At 62.7% G+C, this 15132-nt stretch carries 12 protein-coding genes; 3 read left to right on the forward strand and 9 right to left on the reverse strand.

Annotated features, from left to right (window positions below; translation table 11 throughout):
* Nucleotides 1-197 precede the first annotated feature (197 nt).
* The 4 genes from preA to FJ978_RS30670 form a co-directional block, all read right to left on the reverse strand.
* Nucleotides 198-1511: an NAD-dependent dihydropyrimidine dehydrogenase subunit PreA gene (preA, locus tag FJ978_RS30655; protein WP_140576498.1), complete on the reverse strand. Its 1314-nt coding sequence runs from the start codon at nt 1509-1511 to the stop codon at nt 198-200.
* A gap of 12 nt (nt 1512-1523) precedes the next feature.
* A complete protein-coding gene (locus tag FJ978_RS30660) occupies nt 1524-2366 on the reverse strand; it encodes a methyltransferase domain-containing protein (RefSeq protein WP_140576500.1) in 843 nt (280 codons plus the stop codon).
* A 5-nt stretch (nt 2367-2371) separates the two neighbouring features.
* Nucleotides 2372-3727 carry an NAD(P)-dependent oxidoreductase gene (locus FJ978_RS30665; RefSeq protein WP_013894602.1) on the reverse strand — a complete coding sequence of 452 codons (1356 nt, stop codon included), beginning with the start codon at nt 3725-3727 and terminating at the stop codon, nt 2372-2374.
* Between the two features lie 116 nt (nt 3728-3843).
* Nucleotides 3844-4587: a gamma-glutamylcyclotransferase gene (locus tag FJ978_RS30670; RefSeq protein ID WP_140576502.1), complete on the reverse strand. Its 744-nt coding sequence runs from the start codon at nt 4585-4587 to the stop codon at nt 3844-3846.
* A 170-nt stretch (nt 4588-4757) separates the two neighbouring features.
* Here FJ978_RS30670 and FJ978_RS30675 point away from each other — a divergent pair, with 170 nt between their 5' ends.
* Complete coding sequence (locus FJ978_RS30675) at nt 4758-5534, forward strand: VOC family protein (protein ID WP_140576503.1); 777 nt, start codon at nt 4758-4760, stop codon at nt 5532-5534.
* 123 nt (nt 5535-5657) lie between these two features.
* Here FJ978_RS30675 and FJ978_RS30680 read toward each other — a convergent pair whose 3' ends face one another.
* Nucleotides 5658-6146 (reverse strand): hypothetical protein, encoded by a 489-nt coding sequence (locus FJ978_RS30680; RefSeq protein WP_181176835.1) that lies wholly within the window; start codon nt 6144-6146, stop codon nt 5658-5660.
* Between the two features lie 199 nt (nt 6147-6345).
* Here FJ978_RS30680 and FJ978_RS30685 point away from each other — a divergent pair, with 199 nt between their 5' ends.
* Entirely contained in the window at nt 6346-6738 is a 393-nt protein-coding gene (locus FJ978_RS30685) for a DoxX family protein (protein ID WP_140576506.1), read from the forward strand.
* Nucleotides 6739-6759: 21 nt separating this feature from the next.
* Here the strand turns inward: FJ978_RS30685 and FJ978_RS30690 are convergent, their stop codons facing one another.
* From FJ978_RS30690 to FJ978_RS30700, 3 genes are all read right to left on the reverse strand, one after another.
* Nucleotides 6760-9186 carry an FAD-dependent oxidoreductase gene (locus tag FJ978_RS30690; protein WP_140576508.1) on the reverse strand — a complete coding sequence of 809 codons (2427 nt, stop codon included), beginning with the start codon at nt 9184-9186 and terminating at the stop codon, nt 6760-6762.
* Between the two features lie 93 nt (nt 9187-9279).
* Entirely contained in the window at nt 9280-10818 is a 1539-nt protein-coding gene (locus tag FJ978_RS30695) for a trimethylamine methyltransferase family protein (protein WP_140576510.1), read from the reverse strand.
* A gap of 145 nt (nt 10819-10963) precedes the next feature.
* Nucleotides 10964-11959, reverse strand: a complete 996-nt coding sequence (locus FJ978_RS30700) for a hypothetical protein (RefSeq protein WP_140576511.1) — start codon at nt 11957-11959, stop codon at nt 10964-10966.
* Between the two features lie 344 nt (nt 11960-12303).
* Between FJ978_RS30700 and FJ978_RS30705 the strand changes: the two genes are divergently transcribed.
* Nucleotides 12304-12894 carry a transglycosylase SLT domain-containing protein gene (locus tag FJ978_RS30705; RefSeq protein ID WP_140576513.1) on the forward strand — a complete coding sequence of 197 codons (591 nt, stop codon included), beginning with the start codon at nt 12304-12306 and terminating at the stop codon, nt 12892-12894.
* 27 nt (nt 12895-12921) lie between these two features.
* On the opposite strand, the gene FJ978_RS30710 is transcribed toward FJ978_RS30705, so the two are convergent.
* Nucleotides 12922-15126 (reverse strand): ABC transporter ATP-binding protein, encoded by a 2205-nt coding sequence (locus FJ978_RS30710; protein WP_140576515.1) that lies wholly within the window; start codon nt 15124-15126, stop codon nt 12922-12924.
* Between the last annotated feature and the right edge of the window lie 6 nt (nt 15127-15132).

Below are 15132 nucleotides of genomic sequence, written 5' to 3' on the forward strand. Positions count from 1 at the left end.
GCCGTCAACGCTCGTCCGGAACCGCTCCCTTCCTTTCCCTCCGGAGGGGGGAAAGGTGGCGCTGCGAAGCAGCGACGGATTGGGGGAACCACGTGGCAATCAAGCCGAAGCCCGATTAGTCACGCCAGTCACAGAAGATGTGTGCATGACGTAGACGTCGATCGGGGCGAGGGACCCAAATTCTGCGAAGGCAGCCCCTACTCTGCCGCCACCTTGGCCATCGGATTGTTCGGGTGCGTCGTCCAGTTGGCGTAGATCGGCGACACCGGCCTGCCGGTACGCTCATCCAGAGCGCCGGCGGCCAGCGGTTCCATGGTGATGCAGTTCTCGACCGGGCAGACATTGACGCATAGATTGCAGCCGACGCATTCGGCCTCGATCACTTCAAAGTGCCTGACGCCGTCGACCATGCTGGTGATCGCCTGGTGCGAGGTGTCCTCGCAGGCTATGTGGCAGCGGCCGCATTTGATGCAAGCGTCCTGGTCGATACGCGCCTTGGCGACATAGTTGAGGTTGAGGTACTGCCAGTCGGTGACGTTGGGCGTGGCACGGCCGATGATGTCGTCGAGCGAGGCATGGCCTTTCTCGTCCATCCAGTTTTCGAGACCGGCGATCATCTCCTGCACGATCTTGAAGCCGTAGGTCATCGCCGCCGTGCAGACCTGCACATTGCCGGCGCCGAGCGCCATGAATTCCGCCGCATCGCGCCAGGTGGTGATGCCGCCAATGCCTGAGATCGGCAGACCGCGCGTTTCGGTATCGCGCGCGATCTCGGCCACCATGTTCATGGCGATCGGCTTCACCGCCGGGCCGCAATAGCCGCCATGCGAACCCTTGCCGTCAATGGTCGGTTGCGGCGCGAAACTGTCGAGATCGACACCGGTGATCGAATTGATGGTGTTGATCAGCGACACCGCGTCGGTGCCGCCGGCGAGTGCGGCCCTCGCCGGCTTGCGCACATCGGTGATGTTGGGCGTCAGCTTGGTGATGACCGGCATGCGCGTGTTCTGCTTGCACCAGCGCACAACCATTTCGATATATTCCGGCACCTGGCCGACGGCCGCGCCCATGCCGCGTTCCGACATGCCGTGCGGACAGCCGAAATTGAGCTCGATGCCGTCGGCTTCCGTCTCCTCGACCACCGGCAGGATCGCCTTCCAGCTCTCCTCGACGCAGGGCACCATCAGCGAGACGACGATGGCGCGGTCGGGCCAGTCCTTCTTGACCTGCTTGATCTCGCGCAGATTGACCTGCAGGTCGCGGTCGGTGATCAGCTCGATGTTGTTGAGGCCGAGCAGGCGGCGGTCGGCGCCCCAGATCGCGCCATAGCGCGGGCCGTTGACGTTGACGACTGGCGGCCCTTCCTCGCCCAGCGTCTTCCACACCACGCCGCCCCAGCCGGCCTTGAAGGCGCGGATGACGTTGTAGGCCTTGTCGGTCGGCGGCGCCGAGGCCAGCCAGAACGGATTGGGCGATTTGATGCCGACGAAATTGTTGCGGATGTCAGCCATGACGGGTCCCTTTCAACCGAGACGAAGGAGCATTTCCACGGGTGCAAGAATGCCGCCTTCAAGCGCGGCGGTGATATTGGCGATCTTGGTGCGGGCATCGCCGCCCATGATCAGGCCAACGCCAGGCGGCGGCTTTGTGCCGTCGGCCTGAGCGGCAGCCATCCGTGCGCGCATCGTGGCAAAGAATTCGACGGCAAAGGCGCCGCGTGGCCGTTCCGACGTCACCGAGAAGCCCGCGGTGGTGGCGGCCGATCGATAGTCGTCGGGCGTGGCGACAAAGGACATGGTTTCGTCCGACGCCCATGGCAGCGGAAACGTCAGTGCGCCGGGCTTGAGCCGCATTACATCGTAGACGGCAAAGACACCGCCCGGCCGCAACACGCGCGCGGCCTCGCTCATCAGCTTCGCCTTGTCGGGAAGGTTCATGCCGACATGCAGGATCATTGCCGCATCGAAGCTGGCGTTGCCGAACGGCATGTCCAATGCGCTGCCCTGGACGAAGTGCGTCCTGTCCGCCATTCCCGTGCGCTTCGACAGGCTGGTCGCGACGTCGACATAGCTCTGCGTCAGGTCGATGCCGGTGACATCGGCGTCGGCACTGTTGGCGACAAAGCGGGCCGGACCACCTATACCCGATCCGATGTCAAGCAGCCTGCCAGCCGGCTTCAAACCCATCTGATCGACGAGTTCCCTGGTGGCTGCCACACCACCAATGTGGAATTCGTCGACCGCTTCGAGATCGCTGACCCTCAGATGGGCAACGTCCGCGCCCATATCGGCGAGCGCGGCAAGGATGCGCTGCTCCAGCCCCGATATCTCGTAGTGACGGGCGATGCCCGGTTCCACCGTGGCCATGATCCCTATCCCTGCGTCAGGCTCCTGTTGATGCTTTCCGCCGCATCGCGGCCTTGCGCCACGGCTGAGACAGTCAGGTCGTCGCCGCCAAAAATGCAGTCGCCGCCGGCCCAGACCTTGGCCAGCGAGGTCCGCCCTTCCGCATCGACCTTGATGCGGCCGGCTTCGAGCTCGATCGATGCACCGCTGCCGTTGAGAGCGGTCGGGACAAAGCTCTGGCCGATCGCCTTGAATACCTGGTCGGCAACGAGCGTCAGCGTCTCGCCGGTGCCGGCAAGCCTGTCGCCGTTCATGGCCGTGTATTCGAGTTCGATGGCACTGACCTTGCCGGCCTCGGCAACCACCCGCTTCGGCTGCAGCCAGTGGCGGATGGTAACGCCGTTGGCGGCGGCCAGATCCTGCTCGAACTCGGAGGCATTCATGTGCTCCTGGCCGCGCCGGTAGCAGATCGTCACCTCCTCGGCGCCGAGCAGCTTCGACTGCACGGCGGCATCGATCGCCGTCATGCCGCCGCCGATGACGACCACGCGCCGGCCGACCGGCAGGCTCGAGAGATCGCTGGCCTGGCGCAGTTCGGAGATGAATTCCACCGCATTGGTGACGCCGTCGGCGTCCTCGCCATCGGCGCGCAGCGCATTGACGCCGCCCAACCCCATGCCGAGGAACACGGCGTCATAGTTGCGGATCAGGTCGGAGAGCTGATAGTCGCGGCCGAGCGCCTTGCCATTCTGGATGTCGATGCCGCCGATCGAAGTGACATAGTCGACCTCGGCCTGGGCGAAATTGTCGACGCTCTTGTAGGCGGCGATGCCGTATTCGTTGAGGCCGCCGGCCTTCGGCCGCGCCTCCAGGATGGTCACGTCATGGCCGTGACGGGCGAGCCGGTGCGCGGCGGCGAGGCCAGCAGGCCCGGCGCCGACCACGGCGATGGTCTTGCCCGTTGGCGTGGGGCGCGGATAGAACTGCTTGTTCTCCGCCATCGCGACATCGGTGGCGTAGCGTTGCAGGCGGCCGATCTGCACCGGCTTGCCTTCCGCCACCTCGCGCACGCAGACCTCCTCGCACAGCGTCTCGGTCGGGCAGACGCGGGCGCACATGCCGCCCAAAATGTTCTGGTCGAAGATGGTCTTGGCCGAGCCGATCGGATTGCCGGTCGATATCTGGCGGATGAACAGCGGGATGTCGATCGAGGTCGGACACGCGTTCATGCACGGCGCGTCGTAGCAGAAATAGCAGCGGTCGGATTCGACCAGCGCCTCGTGGTGATCGAGCGGTGGATGCAGGTCGGAAAAATTGTCCGCATACTGGTCGGCCTGAAGCCGGCCGCCGGCAATACCCTCTTTGAACTGGCCTTCTGGCATCGTCAGTTCCCCATATTTTCGTTTTGGGGAAGGCTAGCACGTTTTATTTTTTTATCAATTGGTCAATTTTCGGCGCAAGACACTGAAAAGACTGGGTAGTAATATGATTACTTTACTCATGTTATGACTTTGAGCAATTGCTCTTGCGGGATGGCCGAGTGAACTGGATCGAGAGCCCGAGCATGGATGGTCCGGATCTCGCCCGCGACCAGTTTCTGCAATCGCCACAGATTGCGGTCATGAATGCCGAACGCTTCGAGATGGCTGACGGTATTGTAGAGATATTCGGCCCCGGAGCCGATATGCCCGCAGGCCCTGGCCAGCACGCTTGCCACCCTGTCCAGCGGCTGGCCCAGCGACGTACCCCTGCCCTTCACGCCGACCCAGAAGCCGAGCGCCCGCAGCGCACCTTGCGCCGTATGCACGGGCAGCCACCTGACAGAGCTGACACTCTCATGATCATTGATCTCGCGCCGCAGCAGTCTTTCGATCTGAGCCGGTTTCTCGCCTTCCGGCAAGCGGCAGATCACGCCGTTGCAGCGTCCGCCCCGTTCGAGCGCCATCATCAATCCCGGTTGCGCGGCGCTGCCGCGCCAACGCACCATGTCGAGACAGAACGAGCGGTGCCAGCCATAGGCCGTGGCGAGCCGTTGTTCGACGGATTCGAATTCCGGTTTCCAGATCAGCGACCCATAGGCGAACACCCACAGCGGTCCCTCGTCCGCCTCGTCGGAGAGCCGCAAGGCAAGGGTCCGGAAGTCACCGTCGTTCATCTCGGTCCAGCTCGGATCGGGACCCGGATCGGCCTCTTCCCGATGGCACAGCGCGACAAGCTCGGGCGTAAGCGACATAAGGCGCATGGACGACAACTCCCTCGTCACCGCAGAGAAATCGAAAACCGCCGGATGCGCAACGGGGGAACGCCTGGCATCTAAAGACATTGTTGTTCGGGCGGGTGTCGGATTTCCGTCGTGAAGATCGTCCTAGGATGGATCGGACGACGATCGATGCAAAGGTGAGGAGACCCAAAATGCCCAAATCCCCGATGCCCTTCTTCTGGTACGAGTTGATGACATCAGACCTCGATGCAGCCGAGGCCTTCTACACCAAGGTTGTCGGCTGGACGGCGCAGCCCTTCGACGTGGCTCCCGGCATGCCGCGCTACATCGTCATGAATGTCGGCGAGCGTGGCGTCGGCGGCCTGATGACGCTGCCCGAGGATGCGGCCAAGATGGGCATGCCGCCGGCCTGGCTCGGCTATATCCATACAACGGATGTCGATGCCTCCACGGCATCGCTGGAGAAAGCGGGCGGCTCCGTTCATCGCCAGCCCGCCGACATTCCAGGCGTTGGCCGCTTTGCCGTCGTTGCCGATCCGCAGGGCGCGACCTTCATGTTCTTGCAGCCGAACGGCCCCGACCAGCCTGTCGTGCCGGCCAGCACGCCGGGCCATATCGGCTGGCACGAGCTCTACACCAGCGACTGGAAGGCCGCGTTCGATTTCTATTCCGACCAGTTCGGCTGGGCCAATGCCGGCGACTTCGACATGGGTCCGACGGGCACCTACCAGACCTTCACGGCCGGCTCCGAATCCGGCGGCGGTATCATGAACAAGCCGCAGCAGATCCCGGTGCCGGTCTGGCAGTTCTATTTCAACGTCACCGGCATCGACGCGGCGGCCAAACGCGTCACCGACAATGGCGGCAAGATCCTGATGGGGCCGATGGAGGTCCCCGGCGGCAGCTGGATCGTGCAATGCCAGGATCCGCAAGGCGCGCATTTCGCACTGATGGCGCCGGTGCGGTAAGCGCTGCATACGGAAGCTTGCCAACTTCTGAAGGCTAGCACCGTTGTTGCCCCCCTCTGTCCAGCAGGACAGAGGGGGCACGTCCCGCAGACTCCTGCTATTTTTGAACGAAGTTTCGTAAGGCTACTCCGGCGTCAGAACCGCGACCTTCAACTCAGCCTTCTTCGCGCCGCTGAACTGCACGGTGGCCGGGCCGGGCGTAAGCTTGAAGCGCACGCTCTTGCGGATGGCGGGGCAGGTTTTCACCCCGCTATAGCCAGCCGACTTGATGGCGTGGCCGTCCTGAATGACATCGACCCAGGCCTCGCCCGACAGGCTTATCTGTATGACCCCGTCCGGCGGCACCTCCACGCTGGCGACAGCGCCGAACGTGCCTTGTGCCGGGGCACGTTCGGGCGGCAGCGTAAAGCCGGCCTTCTCGACCGGCACCAGCCCCAGGTCCGCCGCGGCACCGACCGCCAGGGGCGCGCCTGAGGGTGTCGCAGGCGGCGCGGCAAACAGCGCCTGTTCCCGCGTCACCGGCCATTTGAAGGCCTCGCAGCCGGCGTCCTCGGCCATGGCGAAGCTGGTTCCTGCGAGGAGAGCGAAGAGGCTGACGACGACTTTTTTCATGGCAAAGGGAACCCTCATTTTTAGACTGTTTATGCTAATACAACCATGACGATAGGAATGCAACCCTTGCGGGAACAATATGAAGGACCAAACTGGGGAACATTACCAGTCACCCATTGTTGATGGCGTGCCATGGGAAATGAATGGTTCATCGCCGGCTGATAATCTATGGCCGGGCGGACTGAAAAATGGAGTCATCATGAAGCTTTTGGAAAGCCTCTCCAGATACCAGCCGCAGGCGCTCGGCGTGTTGCGCATCATGACCGCCCTGCAGTTCATCGAGCATGGCAGCCAGAAACTGTTCAACTTCCCCGTCAGCGCCGATCCCCACGCCCTCTCCGGGCTGACCACGACCGCCGCCATCCTCGAATTCGCCGGCGGCATCCTGTTGGCACTCGGCCTGCTCACTCGGCCCGTTGCCTTCCTCTTGGCCGGCGAGATGGCGATCGCCTATTTCATGGCGCACATGCCGCGCGATTTCTTCCCGGTCAACAATGGCGGCGATGCGGCGATCTCCTTCTGCTTCATCTTCCTCTATCTGTTCTTTGCCGGCCCCGGCGCTTTCGCGCTGGACAATCGCCGCAACGCTTGATGCGCGACAAGGGGGTGGATTTCACCCCCGCATCCGCTCGAAATTCGCATCGAACAGCGGCGTGGCCTGCATGCGCGCAGCGTGGCGCTTGCCCAACAGCTCGATCTCGAAGCCGTCACTCTCCTCGGCGATCTCCTTCGGCACATAGCCGACGGCGACCGACTTTTTCGAGTGATGCGCATAGCCGCCCGATGTCACCCAGCCGCGCACGGCACCGCCGAACCAGATCGGCTCGTCGCCGATGACATCGGCGTCGTCGGCATCGACGATGAAGGCGCGCAGCCGCAACTTGCCGCCTTGCTTGCGCTCGGCCAGCGCCGCCGCCTTGCCGATGAAGTCCGCCTCCTTGCCGTAGGCGACGAAGCGGTCGAGCCCCGCTTCCAGCGGTCCGTAGATCGGCCGGTATTCGCGCCCCCATGAGCCGTAATTCTTCTCCAGCCGCAGGGCGTTCAGCGCCCGCGAGCCGAACAGGCCGATGCCGAATTCCTCGCCGGCCGCCATCAACGCGTTGAACGCGGCTCGCTGGTATTCCGGCGCCACCCAGATCTCGTAGCCGAGATCGCCGGTGTAGCTGACGCGGCCGACCAGGCACGGCGCCATGCCGATATCCATTTTTGCGACGGCCATGAAGGGAAACGCGGTGTTGGACACGTCGGCCCGGCTGACCTTGGCCAGCACATCCCTCGCCTTCGGCCCGGCGATCGCAAGGCCGGTGAGTTTCGCTCCCTGCGCCTCGATGCGAACCGAACCATCTCCGGGCAGATGTGCCTCGAACCAGCGCATGTGATACTGCTCGGCAATGCCGGAGCCGGCGAGGAACCAGCCATCGCCGCCCAGATAGGCCAGCGTGAAATCGCCGATCAGCCTGCCGTCTTGCTTCAGCATCGGCGCCAGCGTCATGCGGCCGGGTTTGGGCAGTTTGCAGGCAAGCATGCGGTCGAGCCATGCGGCCGCCCCCTCGCCGGTCACCGTGTATTTGGCGAAGCTCGAAATCTCCGACAGGCCAACGCCGTCACGAACCGCGGCGACCTCGCCGGCAACATGGGTAAAATCGCTGGAACGCCGCCAGGAGAACTCGTCCTTGACGCCTTCAGGCGCATACCACAGCGGCACCTCCAGCCCATAGGCAACGCCAAACTGCGCGCCCTTGGCCGACAGAAGGTCGTAGACCGGCGTCGTCTTCAGCGGCCGCCCGGCCGGCAATTCCTCATTGGGAAAGCGGATCGAGAAGCGCCTGGAATAGTTTTCGCGCACCTTGGCGTTGGTGTAGGCCATCGTCGCCCAGTCGCCGTAGCGCGCAACATCCATCGCCCAGATATCGGCGCCGGGGTCGCCCTCGATCATCCAGTTCGACAACGCCAGGCCGACACCGCCACCCTGTGAGAAGCCGGCCATGACACCGCAGGCGACCCAGAAGCCGGGCAGGCCGCGCACCGGCCCGACCAGCGGGTTGCCGTCCGGCGCGAAGGTGAAGGGGCCGTTGATGATCTGCTTGATGCCGGTGTTCTGGAAAGCCGGGAAATGCCGAAAGCCGACTTCCAGCGACGGCGCGATACGATCGATATCCGGTTCCAGCAGCTCGTGGCCGAAGTTCCACGGCGTCTGGTATTCGGACCAAGGCTTGTTGGCCTTCTCGTAGGTGCCCATCAGCATGCCGCCGCGCTCCTGGCGCAGATAGAGCTCGCCGTCGAAATCCACTGCATGGATGATTTCCGTGCCGGTTTTCTGGTTCCATGCGGCGACCTCCGGCATGTCCTCGGTGATCAGGTACATGTGCTCCATGGCCAGCACCGGCAGCTCCAGCCCGACCATGCGGCCGACCTCGCGCGCCCACAGGCCACCGGCATTGACGACATGCTCGGTCACCACCTCGCCCTTGTTGGTGATGACGCGCCACATCCCGTCGGGCCGCCGCACGATGTCCTCGACCTTGGTGAAGCGCTCGACCTCGGCGCCGAGCTTGCGCGCGGCCTTGGCATAGGCATGGGTGACGCCCGAGGGGTCGAGATGGCCATCCTCCTTGTTGCGGACGGCGCCGACGAACTGCTTGGGGTCGAGCAGCGGCATCAGTTCGGCCGCCTCTTTCGGCGAGATTTCCTCGAGATCGATGCCGAGATAGCGGCCCTTGGCGACGACGCCGCGCAGCCAGTCGAGCCGCGCCTCGGTCGCCGCCAGAAGCACACCGCCGGTCAGGTGCACGCCAGTCGCCTGGCCGGAAAGCTCCTCGATCTCCTTGTAGAGGTTGATCGTGTATTTCTGCAGCTTGGCGACGTTGGGATCGCCATTGATGGTGTGCATGCCGCCCGCCGCATGCCAGGTCGAGCCCGAAGTCAGTTCGTCGCGCTCAAGCAGCACGACATCGGTCCAGCCGTGGCGGGCCAGATGGAACAACACCGAGCAGCCGACGACGCCACCGCCAATGACCACGACCTTTGCATGCGATTTCATGGATTTCTTCTCTGTTATCAACGAGTTAGATGGGTGAAATGAATCAAGACGGGAGGAGCCAAGCGGGGGTCCACGCACGCAAACCTGTGGCTATCACGGCTCGCCCTGCCCGATCGCTTCCTTGCGCCTGGCCACATAGGCCTCCAGCGCCTCGCGCACGGCGATATCCATCGCCGGCTCGACATAATCCTCCAGCGCCTTCTTCCACAGCCGCGTCGCGCGCGCGGTGGCGTCGAGCCCGCCGGCCTCCTGCCAGGCTTCGAAATTCTGCCAGTTGGACAGCATCGGCTGGTAGAAGGCCGTCGCATAGCGCTCCAGCGTGTGCGGCTCGCCGAAGAAATGGCCGCCGGTCGGCACCGCGCCCAGCGCCTCGATGGCAAGCTCGGCCTCGTCGACCACGATCGGGCGCAGGAACTCCATCATGTGCTGGATCATCTCGACATCGATGATGAACTTTTCGAACGACGCCGTCAGCCCGCCCTCCTGCCAGCCAGCGGCGTGGTAGACGAGATTGCCGTGGCCGAGCACCGCGCCCCACAGCGCCATCAGCGTCTCGTAGGCGCCTTGCGCGTCGGCGGCGTTGGAGGCTGAGCCCGGTGTGGTGCGGTAGGGCAGCCCATAGCGCCGCGCCAACTGTCCCGAGGCGATGTTGGCCTTGGTATTCTCCGGCGTGCCGAAGGCCGGCGCACCCGACTTCATGTCGACATTGGAAGTAAAGGCACCATACATGACCGGCGCGCCGGGACGCACGAGCTGAGTCAGGACGACACCGAACAGCGCCTCGGCATTCTGCTGCGCCAGCGCGCCGGCCAGCGTCACCGGGCTCATCGCCCCCATCAGCGTGAATGGCGTCACCGCCACCGACTGGCCGAACTCGGCCATCGTCATCAGCCCCTCGGCCATCATCTCGTCGAAGCGCCGCGGCGAGTTGACCGAGATGATGGTGGCGATGCCTGGGTCGTCAGCCATCTGGTCCAGCGTCAGCCCGCGCGCGATCGCCATCATCTCGATGCCGTCCAGCGCCCTGCCCCGGCCGATCGCCGAGACATGAAAACTCTTGTCGGTCAGCGTCAGATTGGTGAAATAAGTGTCGAGATGACGCGAATTCGCCGGCAGATCGACCGGCGCGCAGACCTGGTTGCCGAGCATGTGGACACAGTTGAAATGCTGCGCCAGCCGCGTGAGATCCGCATAGTCGCGAAGATTGCCCGCCCGGCGGCCACGCTCCATGTCATGCACATTGGGCGGCCCCGCGACGAGTGTGAAATTGATGGTGTTGCCGCCAAGATGGATGGTGTTGGCCGGATTGCGCGGTGTCAGTGTGTAGTTGGACCGCGTCGTCTTCAGCGCCTCGTCGACCATGCCGCGATCGATGCGGACATTGGCCGAGGCGTGGTCGACCCTGGCGCCGGCCTTCTCGAAAAGCGCCAGCGCCCGCGGGCTCATCACCTCGATGCCGAAATTCTCCAGTATGTGCATCGAGGCCTGATGGATCGCCTCGATCTGGTCTGGAGACAGCAAGGCCATCGGCGGATAGGGATTGACGACGCGCCTGAGCGGCAACTGTGGAATGGGCGCTGGTCCACGATTGCTGGTGCGCTCGGCGCCGCGTTTGCGTCTTGGTTCGTTCATGCCGGCATCAAAGCCTCGGCAAACCGGGCAAGCTGTCAGAAATACGCCGTTTACGGGCGTGATTTTAGCCAAGGCGGCATCGATCAAGCATCACAAAGAAAAAAGCGACGAAACCTGTCGAAATATTGGCATCCACGGCGACACGCTAAAATGGGATCTCGTCGTCAGGCGGCGCCTCGGTGTTCAACCAAACAGTCCAGTCAACCTCTCCATCGAAAACCGGCGGAGAGGTTGGCAAAAAATAGTTTCTACCAAGCTGCAAATCTCTCAGATCATCCTCATGGAAAAAAGACAGCTTTGCGCCAGAAAAATCGCAGTCTTTAAATTTTCCTCTGACAAAGGCGTCTCGCTCGGAAATCTGTTCAATTCTACAACGTTCGAAGCTGCATCCTACAAATCGCCCATCAATCGAAACGCCGCCGCCGACAAATGCAACTTTTTCAAATCGCGCGTTTCGCGCTACATTCGTTGGGAAATCGGCAGGAAAGATGTGTCCTCCTCTGTAAATGACCTTCCTTACGCCATGTATCGGATACCACCAAGCGAACTCCCATTCATCATCTTGGGATTCTTCGAATCTCAAAATTCTATCCGACTTTCTTTGTATTTTCTCGCCTGCTTGCAAGACTGCAGCTGCCGATTGGTAGGCCACGCCTGTCTGCGCGAAACTATGATGGGTTTGGATGTAATCCGCGACCAAGTTCATTGCTTCAATTGCGAACTTCGCATTCGGGGCGGTAACCACCGCCTGAAGCGTGGCGAGGCCGGCACCGACGGGGCCAGGCTTTGTCACGTCAGCAATCAGCTCTGCGCCTTTCTGAAGTAGCGCGGCCAGATTGTTCTCATCAGTGGCTGCTATTTGGATCGACAGCTTGTCAATTTGAAGTCTCTGCAGTTTAGCCTGCTGGGTGGAAATGAGCCCACGCCAAACTACCGTGCAGAACGTCACGAGAGCCACGCCGAAAGCCGCCAGACTGCCGACAATCTGGACCCTCTGAAGCATCTGACCGTCGCTGGCGGAAGCGTACACCCATGGGAAAAAGAACGCGCAGACGCAAGGCGTGCCGATGGCCAAGGCGATCGCTGCTGCTTTCCAGCCATCAGCGCTTTCCCACAACTCTTGGTCGCTATTCTCGGCCATTACTTTGTTCCCTCGGAGGGGGCAAGTAGCACAGATAATCTTGTGTTGGCGAGGCCGGCATGAGCGCACCGACTCGTCTCGTTCTTCGCTGCGTGGCAGCAAGCGAAATCTTGCACCGCGCATCCTGCCGCACAAGTCTATGTGGAACCGTTCGGTGGAGCGGTAATCATACTGCTGCGCAAGTCGCCAAGTCTGGTCGAGGTCCACGACGACCTCGATCGGCGCTTGCCAGCTTCTTCCATGCGCTATGTGACGAAAAAAAGTGACAGGCGGTTTGGAGCACTTCGTCGGCGTTAACGGACACAGCAAGATTCCCTTTATGATTTCGGCCTATTGGTCTGCCGATGCGTAGGTCGAGTTTTAGTAAAATTGTAGCGATTGGCGTGCTGCTGGCGCTTTCGGCCTGCGCGACGGCGCCCAGCCACATCAACAATGTCTGCGCCGTCTTCGACCAGAATGACGGCTGGTTCGACAATTGGCAGTCGGCGGCCGAGCGCACGCAGCAGAAATACGGCGTCCCCGTCCCCGTGCTGATGGCGACGGTGCGCAAGGAATCCGGCTTCAAGAGCAACGCCCGGCCGCCGCGCACCAAGCTGCTCGGCTTCATCCCGTGGAAGCACGTCTCGTCCGCCACCGGCTTCTCGCAGGCGCTGGACGGCACTTGGTCGCAATATCAGAGCGAAACCGGCAACTGGGCGGCGCGGCGGACGAAATTCGCCGACGCCGTCGATTTCGTCGGCTGGTACCATTCCAAGACCGCCGATGCATTCGGCGTCGCCCGCAACGACACCTACAATCTCTATCTCGCCTACTATCTAGGCTGGACCGCCTATGGCCGCGGCAACCGTGGCGATGCCGGCGTCCAGGGCTATGCCCGCGCCACGGAGAAAATGGCCCGCGATTATGCGCAGCAACTGAGCGAGTGCGCCAATTGACCTCGCTGCCGCGCTGACTTCACTCCGTCAGCTCGGCTTCTTGCCGCGCGGACGCTTCGGCGGCGTGCCGGCAAATCCTGGACCCTCGCCATGCGGCGCGTCGTCCGGCACGCCCTCATGGGCGGCATGCTCCTTGTCGAACTTGATCACCGGCTCCATCGTCGCCAGCACCTCGTCGGAGAGCCAGCACAGGCTCATATGGCCATCGCCCAGATTCTTGACCGGCGGTACCTTGGTCTCGCACAGATTGTCCGGCACCAGCTTCTTGTAGCCGCAGCGTGTCTGGAACGGGCAGCCGGATGGCGGGTTCATCGCCGACGGGATGTCGCCTTCGAGCACGATGTGCTTCTTGATCACGCTTGTGTCGGCGATCGGGATCGCCGACAGCAGCGCCTCGGTATAGGGGTGATAGGGCGGCGCGAAGATCTGGTCGGTCGTGCCTTGCTCGACAATATAGCCCAGATACATGACGACGACGCGGTCGGCGATGTAGCGCACCACGGAAAGATCGTGGCTGATGAACAGCATCGTGGTCTTGTTCTTGCGCTGGATGTCCATCAAGAGTTCGGTCACAGCTGCCTGCACCGATACGTCGAGCGCCGACACCGGCTCGTCCGCCACCACCACCTTGGCGTCGCCGGCAAAGGCACGCGCCACGCCGATGCGCTGCTTCTGGCCACCGGAAAGCTGGCGCGGCTTGCGCGTCTCGAAGGCACGCGGCAGCTTGACGAGGTCGAGCAGTTCCAGCATGCGCTTGCGCCGGTCGGCGACCGTCTTGCCGACATTGAATTTTTCCAGCGTGCGGATGATCTGCGAACCGACCGAATGGCTGGGGTTCAGCGTATCGAACGGGTTCTGGAACACCATCTGGATCGACGACACGGTGTCGACGCTGCGGCTCTCGATGCCGGTCGACTGGATTTCCTTGTTGCCCAGCGTCACGCTGCCGGAACTCGCCGTCTCCAGCCCGAGCAGCACCTTGGCCAGCGTCGACTTTCCGCAGCCGGATTCGCCGACGATGGCGACGGTTTCGGATTCGCGCGCCATGAACGAGATCGTCTCGTTGGCCTTGACGACACGGCCCTCGCTCGAGCCGAACACCTCGCTGCCGCCAACCTTGTAGTACTTCCTGAGATCCTCGATCTTGAGCACCGGCGCGCCGGGCATGACGCGCTCGTTGACCTTCTTGGCGCCGGGCGGCAGGGCTTCCCAGTCGATCTCGTTGAAGCGCACGCAGCGCGAGAAATGGCCTTCGTGGCCCGCGACCTCGATCATCGGGATTTCGGCCGCGTTGCAGACGCCCTCGACGAAATGGTGGCAGCGCGGGCCGAAATTGCAGCCCTTCGGCCGCTCATGTGGCAGCGGCAATTGTCCCGGGATCGAGATCAGCGGCCGCGAATTCTTGTCCGCGCCCGGCAGCGGGATCGAGCGGAACAGCCCTTGCGTATAGGGGTGGCGCATCCGGTCGAACACATCCTTGATCTTGCCGGTCTCCACCGCCTCGCCCGAATACATCACAGTGATGCGGTCGCAGGTTTCCAGGATCAGGCCAAGATTGTGCGACACGAAGATCATCGAGGTGCCGAACTTCTCGCCCAGCCCCTTGACCAGATCGACGATGCCCGCTTCCACCGTCACGTCGAGCGCCGTGGTCGGCTCGTCGAGCAAAAGCAGCGCCGGCTTCGACAGCAGCGCCATGGCGATGACGATGCGCTGCTGCTGGCCGCCCGAGAGCTGGTGCGGATAGGAGCGCATCATGCGCTCGGGATCGGGAAGCTTGACCGAGCGCACCATTTCCAGCGCGCGTTTATAGGCCTCTTCCTTCGACACCTTGTCGTGGATCAGCGGCACTTCCATCAGCTGCTGGCCGACCTTCATCGCCGGATTGAGGCTCGCCATCGGCTCCTGGTAGATCATGGCGATCTTGTTGCCGCGGATGGCGCGCAGCTCCTCATCGGAGAGCTCGCCCATGTCCTTGCCCTGGAACTTGATCTTGCCGCCGACGATCTTCCCGATGTTGGAAAGGTCGCGCATGATGCCGAGTGACACCGTCGACTTGCCGCAGCCGGATTCACCGACGATGCCCATCGCCTCGCCGGGCATGACCGTGCAGGAAAAATCCATGACGGCCGGTATCTCGCCCTTGCGGGTGAAAAAGGAGATCGACAGGTTCTCGATCTCGATGATCGGCCCGTTGGTCGGATTAGCCGGATTTCGAACTGCCTCGTTCATGGGTCG

The sequence above is a fragment of the Mesorhizobium sp. B1-1-7 genome (assembly GCF_006442705.1).
GTDB lineage: Bacteria > Pseudomonadota > Alphaproteobacteria > Rhizobiales > Rhizobiaceae > Mesorhizobium > Mesorhizobium opportunistum.

Coding starts and splice junctions, on each gene's coding strand:
- preA (WP_140576498.1), bottom strand. CDS start 1,511: ATGGCTGACATCCGCAACAATTTCGTCGGCATCAAATCGCCCAATCCG.
- FJ978_RS30660 (WP_140576500.1), bottom strand. CDS start 2,366: ATGGCCACGGTGGAACCGGGCATCGCCCGTCACTACGAGATATCGGGG.
- FJ978_RS30665 (WP_013894602.1), bottom strand. CDS start 3,727: ATGCCAGAAGGCCAGTTCAAAGAGGGTATTGCCGGCGGCCGGCTTCAG.
- FJ978_RS30670 (WP_140576502.1), bottom strand. CDS start 4,587: ATGCGCCTTATGTCGCTTACGCCCGAGCTTGTCGCGCTGTGCCATCGG.
- FJ978_RS30675 (WP_140576503.1), top strand. CDS start 4,758: ATGCCCAAATCCCCGATGCCCTTCTTCTGGTACGAGTTGATGACATCA.
- FJ978_RS30680 (WP_181176835.1), bottom strand. CDS start 6,146: ATGAAAAAAGTCGTCGTCAGCCTCTTCGCTCTCCTCGCAGGAACCAGC.
- FJ978_RS30685 (WP_140576506.1), top strand. CDS start 6,346: ATGAAGCTTTTGGAAAGCCTCTCCAGATACCAGCCGCAGGCGCTCGGC.
- FJ978_RS30690 (WP_140576508.1), bottom strand. CDS start 9,186: ATGAAATCGCATGCAAAGGTCGTGGTCATTGGCGGTGGCGTCGTCGGC.
- FJ978_RS30695 (WP_140576510.1), bottom strand. CDS start 10,818: ATGAACGAACCAAGACGCAAACGCGGCGCCGAGCGCACCAGCAATCGT.
- FJ978_RS30700 (WP_140576511.1), bottom strand. CDS start 11,959: ATGGCCGAGAATAGCGACCAAGAGTTGTGGGAAAGCGCTGATGGCTGG.
- FJ978_RS30705 (WP_140576513.1), top strand. CDS start 12,304: ATGCGTAGGTCGAGTTTTAGTAAAATTGTAGCGATTGGCGTGCTGCTG.
- FJ978_RS30710 (WP_140576515.1), bottom strand. CDS start 15,126: ATGAACGAGGCAGTTCGAAATCCGGCTAATCCGACCAACGGGCCGATC.